The organism is Actinospica durhamensis (assembly GCF_018139695.1).
Lineage (GTDB): Bacteria > Actinomycetota > Actinomycetes > Streptomycetales > Catenulisporaceae > Actinospica > Actinospica durhamensis.
This window is the reverse complement of sequence record NZ_JAGSOG010000424.1, coordinates 1-4,791: the sequence shown is the minus strand read 5'-3', so window position 1 is coordinate 4,791 and position 4,791 is coordinate 1. Positions and strand designations below refer to the sequence as shown.

General features: G+C 70.4%; 6 protein-coding genes. 3 read left to right on the top strand and 3 right to left on the bottom strand.

What is annotated here, in order from left to right; genetic code table 11:
- Positions 1-51: 51 nt before the first annotated feature.
- On the bottom strand, positions 52-1,104 hold the full coding sequence (locus tag KDL01_RS39075) for an LLM class flavin-dependent oxidoreductase (protein ID WP_212533771.1): 1,053 nt from the start codon (positions 1,102-1,104) through the stop codon (positions 52-54).
- Positions 1,104-2,024: an ATP-grasp domain-containing protein gene (locus KDL01_RS39070; RefSeq protein ID WP_368861745.1), complete on the bottom strand. Its 921-nt coding sequence runs from the start codon at positions 2,022-2,024 to the stop codon at positions 1,104-1,106. Before KDL01_RS39070 ends, KDL01_RS39075 begins: the two co-directional genes overlap by 1 nt.
- A gap of 89 nt (positions 2,025-2,113) precedes the next feature.
- On the opposite strand from KDL01_RS39070, the gene KDL01_RS39065 reads away from it, so the two are divergent.
- Positions 2,114-2,767 (top strand): HAD family hydrolase, encoded by a 654-nt coding sequence (locus KDL01_RS39065; protein WP_212533769.1) that lies wholly within the window; start codon positions 2,114-2,116, stop codon positions 2,765-2,767.
- Positions 2,768-2,801: 34 nt separating this feature from the next.
- On the opposite strand, the gene KDL01_RS39060 is transcribed toward KDL01_RS39065, so the two are convergent.
- Entirely contained in the window at positions 2,802-3,365 is a 564-nt protein-coding gene (locus tag KDL01_RS39060; RefSeq protein WP_212533768.1) for an RICIN domain-containing protein, read from the bottom strand.
- A gap of 262 nt (positions 3,366-3,627) precedes the next feature.
- Between KDL01_RS39060 and KDL01_RS39055 the strand changes: the two genes are divergently transcribed.
- Both KDL01_RS39055 and KDL01_RS39050 read left to right on the top strand, forming a co-directional pair.
- Entirely contained in the window at positions 3,628-4,491 is an 864-nt protein-coding gene (locus KDL01_RS39055) for a patatin-like phospholipase family protein (RefSeq protein WP_212533767.1), read from the top strand.
- The coding region (locus KDL01_RS39050; RefSeq protein ID WP_212533766.1) for a hypothetical protein at positions 4,488-4,791 on the top strand (304 nt) is incomplete at its 3' end. The genes KDL01_RS39055 and KDL01_RS39050, both read left to right, overlap by 4 nt.

Genomic DNA, 4,791 nt, shown 5'->3' with positions numbered 1-4,791 from the left:
GAATCAAGCCCGACCCGCGCAAGAAGACCTAGACCACAGTGGGCCGGGAGCCTACTTCGGTTGGGCGGCTGCGGGGGGCTCGGCTGCTCGCCAGGGGGCGATGACGTCGCGGCCGAAGCGGGCCATCTCGTCGGACTGCGGGGAGAACTGAAGGAGCAGCAGGTCTAGGCCCACCTCTTCGTAGGCGCGGATGCGGGCGGCGATCTGGGCGGGGGTGCCGACGAAGCCGGCGCGGAGGCCGCGGTTCGAGACGCTGTATTCCTCTAGCGAGACGTGGGACTCGAGCTGGGAGCCCTCGACGAAGTCGCGGTAGGAGGCGTAGGCCTCGTCCGAGGATCGCACGTCCAGGATGCGGGCTAGTTCGGCCTGCGCCTCGGCCTCGGTGTCGCGGCAGATGACGTAGCCGGCCATGCCGAAGGTGAGCGGCGGGCGGCCGGAGCGTTCGCGTAGGGCGCGCATGGCGGCGATCTTTTCGCCGATCACTTCGGGGGAATCGCCGTGCATGACGTAGGAGTCCCCGAGCGAGGTGATGACCTCTTTGGCCCGGGGCGACTCGCCGCCCATGTAGACGCGGGGCGCCGCTTGCGGCTTGGGCTCCATCTCGGTGGCCTCGAGTTGGTAGAGCGCGCCCTGGTGGGTGACGGATTGTTCCCGCAGCAGGCGGCCGAGCAGGCCGAGCCACTCCTCGGTGCGCGCGTACCGGGCGTCGTGGACATCGAAGGGCGCGCCGTACTGTGCGGCCTCGTCCTTCCACCAGGAGGACACGACGTTGAGTGAGATCCGGCCGGGTGCGATCGTTTCGAGGGTGGAGATCGCCTTCGCGGTGGCGGCGGGATGGTGGTAGTTGGGTCGGACCGCCAGCATCAGCTCCAGCCGCTCGGTCACCGCCGCGACGGCTGGGGCCAGGGTCCAACAGTCCAGCGCCGGTGCGCGGTGGCCCTTGATGTCGTTGAGGTTCAGCTCGGCGATCAGGGCCAGGTCGAAGCCGTGGCGCTCGCTCGCCGAAGCCAGATCTCTAATGTAGGGCCACTGGACGCTCATGCCCTCGTCCGGGACGTTGCGCAGCCAGCCGCCGAAGATCGGCATCCAGTATCCGAAGCGCATCAGCCGTCCACTCCTCGCGCCGCGTCTTCGAGCAGGCCTTTGAGATACCGGGCGACCTGGCGCGGTCCGGAGCGCGGTGCGGCCGCCTCGATCTCCGGGTTGTAGTTCGTGTTCGTATTCACATCGTAGGTGACGGCGCGGCCGTCGACGGTCTCGATGAACTCGAAGCCCGCGACCTCGATCCCGTACCGTTCGGCGAAGCTCAGATACCGCGCGATCAGCGGGTGCTCGAAGTCCTCGCGCAGCGCGAACAGGCTCTCGGTCGGCACCGCGCAGGCGTCGGCCGGGCACAGGGTGAAGCCACCGCGCGCGGTGTCCGCGGCGATCGCGTAGACGAACTCGCCGCCGACGATCTCGACCCGGGTGATGAAGGGCTGCGCGGCCTCCAGGAACTCCTGGACCAGCGTGATCCCGTCGACCGGCGGTTCGTAGTCGGCCGAGTCGAGGTAGTCGGCCAGGTCGGCGACGGAGTCGAACCGCCGCACGCCGAGGCCCTTGCCGCCCTGGTTGTGCTTGACGATGAAGGGGGTCGGGAACGTCCCGGCCGTCTCCAGCAGGGCCGCCCGGCCGACGACGGCGACCGTGCGCGGCACCTCGATCCCCGCGGCGCGCAACGCGGTGAGCTGGTCCGCCTTGCTCATCTCCAGTTCGAGCACGCGTCGCCCGTTGACCACGCGCCGGCCGTGTGCCTCGAGCCAGGACAGCACCGCTCGCGTGTGGTCCTTGGCGTAGACGTTGCCGCGCGTGTGCGAGGACGCACTCATCCGCGACCAGTACACCCCCTCCGGCGGCACCGCGTCGAGGTCGAGCGGGCCCGCGCCCAGCAGCCACGGCTCGTGGGGCACCCCCTCGGCGTCGAAGGCGGCCGCCAACGGCGGGTACCACTCGGGATTCTCATGCAGCACATGCACTTTCACAATGCCTTACCTTACCGATCGGGGCCCCGCCAAACCAATGTGGCGGGCGTCGCCGCCCGGGGCGGGCGCCCGCGGACGGTAGGCTGCGGGCCATGATCGATGAGACCGAGCTGGTGCTGTTCGACTGCGACGGGGTGCTGGTGGACAGCGAGCCGATCGCGCTCGCGGCGAACGTCGCGCTGGGCCGCCGGTTCGGCTGGCCGCTGACCGAGCAGGAGGCCATCTCGCTCTTCCTCGGCCGCTCGGCCGCGGCGATCGACGCCGAGATCGCCCAGCGGTGCGGCGAGGAGGCGTCGGTCCAGTGGCGAGCCGAGTTCGAGACTCGGCTTCGCACCGAGTTCGACGCGTACCTCCAGCCGGTTCCCGGAATCGTCGAGGCCTTGAACGCGATCGAGCCGCACGTGGCCGTCTGCGTGGCCTCCAGCGGAAGCCACGCGAAGATGCGGCACACGCTGGGCCACACCGGGCTCTACGACCGCTTCAAGGGCAGGATCTTCAGTGCCGAGGAAGTGACGCACGGCAAGCCCGCGCCGGACCTGTTCCTGCACGCGGCCGCGTCGATGGGCGTGGCGCCGGCGCGCTGCGTGGTCGTCGAGGACTCGCACCACGGGGTGCTGGCCGCCCGCGCGGCCGGGATGCGATCGCTCGGCTACGCCGGCGGCCTCACCCCGGCCGCTTGGCTGGAGGGTCCGGACACGCTCGTGTTCGAGGACATGCTCACGTTGCCCGCGTTGCTGGGCGTGTGAGGCCCGCTCTCCGAACCGGTGCCTGGAACCGGGTCTAGAACGGGACCGTGACGAAGCTCTGGTTGCCCTGGCCGTTCCAGTACCACAGGTCGATGTTGGCGCCCTCGTTGCCGCTGTAGCCGGAGACGTCGAGGTAGAGCCCGTTGGAGATGTTGTAGATCGAGTCGTACGAGCCGAGGCTGCCGGACACGTCGAAGAGCTCGCTGGCGGCGGTGGCCTCGCACTCCTCCTCGTACACCCCGTCGCCGGCGTTGCCGTCGGTCGTGATGCACATGCCGGTCCCGCCGTTCTGGATCAGCGTGCCGATGTCCTGGCCGTTGTCGATGACGTTGCCGAAGCGCCACTCCTGCTCGGCGCCGTCGTCGGTCGGCCACTGGATGATGCGCGTGCCGGGCGAGCTCGAGCCGCCGGCCACCGCGACGTTCTGGGCGTCGTAGCTGGCGCTGATGAGATACGTCGAGCTCCACGAGATGTCGATGGAGTCGGCGTGGGCCGCTCCGCCGGCGGCGAGGGCAGCGCTCCCGGTGAGCGCGGCGAGGGCGAAGGCGCGGGCACTCCTGCGCGCGACCTTGCCGGACATCAATGTACGAGTGATCATGGTGGTCCTCCCCCTTCGAGGCTTCGCTTTCTGACACCTCGAAACTACGGACCTGGCCGCAACGCGAGCTGTACCGATGCCGGCGGCAAACCCGTGGTCACGGCGGGATGCAGGCAAGAACCGGCAAGAACCGGCAAGACCTGCGTGACGCGGCCGTCGACGGCGCGGCCCGTGTGACCTGACCGCACCCGTGTATCCGAGGTCGAAGCGGTTATCCGTGTTCGTGTTCCGTCGACTCCCGGGCGGACGCGAGGAGGAGCAGATGACCACCACCGGACCGTCGTCCGGCCATGCGCCCAGGACCGCCTTCGTCTTCGGCGGCGGGGGTTCGCGTGGCGCGTGCGAGGTGGGCATGCTGCGTGCGCTGGTGGAGGCGGACATCAAGCCGGACCTCATCCTCGGCACCTCGGTCGGGGCCGTGAACGGCGCGTTCTTCGCCGCCGGGCCTGGGATCGAGCGCGTGCTGCGGCTGGTGGCGGTGTGGACCGGGCTGGAGCGCAGCGGCGTCTTCGAGGGCTCCTTCGCGGCGCAGCTGAGCACGGCGTTGCGCAGCCAGACGCACTTCCACTCGAACGAGCCGCTGCGGCGGCTGCTCGACGACGCGTTGGGCGGTTACGAATTCGAGGATCTGCCGGTGCACTTCGAGTGCGTCGCGGCCAGCATCGAGCGGGCCGCAGAGGTCTGGTTCAACTCCGGCCGGGTGGTTCCGGCCGTGCTCGCCTCCAGCGCGGTGCCCGGGCTGCTGCCGCCGGTCGCCTACCAGGGCGAGCACTTCCTCGACGGCGGGCTGGTGGACAGCGTGCCGGCGGGCCGGGCCGTCGAGCTCGGCGCCACCCGGATCTTCATCCTGCACGCCGGACGGGTCGAGCACCCCCTCACCGTTCCCCGCCGGCCCTGGGAGGTGGCCGCGGTGGCGTTCGAGATCTCGCGGCGCCACCGGCTGCATCGGACCCTGGCCGACCTGCCCGAGGGCGTACAGGCGCACCTGCTGCCCTCAGGTGTCGAGCGTCCCGCGACGGGCGACTGGGGGCGGTACCTGCGCTACCGGGACTATGGCCGTACCAACTCGCGGATCGAGCGCGCGTACACCGCGTCGGCCGCCTACCTCAAGGAGGCCGGACTGTGATCGTCCGCTTCCTGTTGCGCCACACTGCGGCGCGACGCCCGGTGGGCCTCGTGCTGCTCGGCGTCTGCGTCCTGTGCGCGGTCCTGGTCTCCCCCGTGTCGCTGTGGCGCGGTCGGCGGCCCGCCCGCTTCGCCGCGTTCGCACGCAGCTACCTGGCCGTGGAGATCGCCGGTCTGTGGCGGCTGACCCGATTGCGCGGCGCACCCGCGGAGGCGCACTACGCGCTCTTACACCGGCTGCTGACCCGCCTGTTCGACGCCGCCCGCCGCGACTTCGACCTGCGGATCCTCCCGCCCGCCC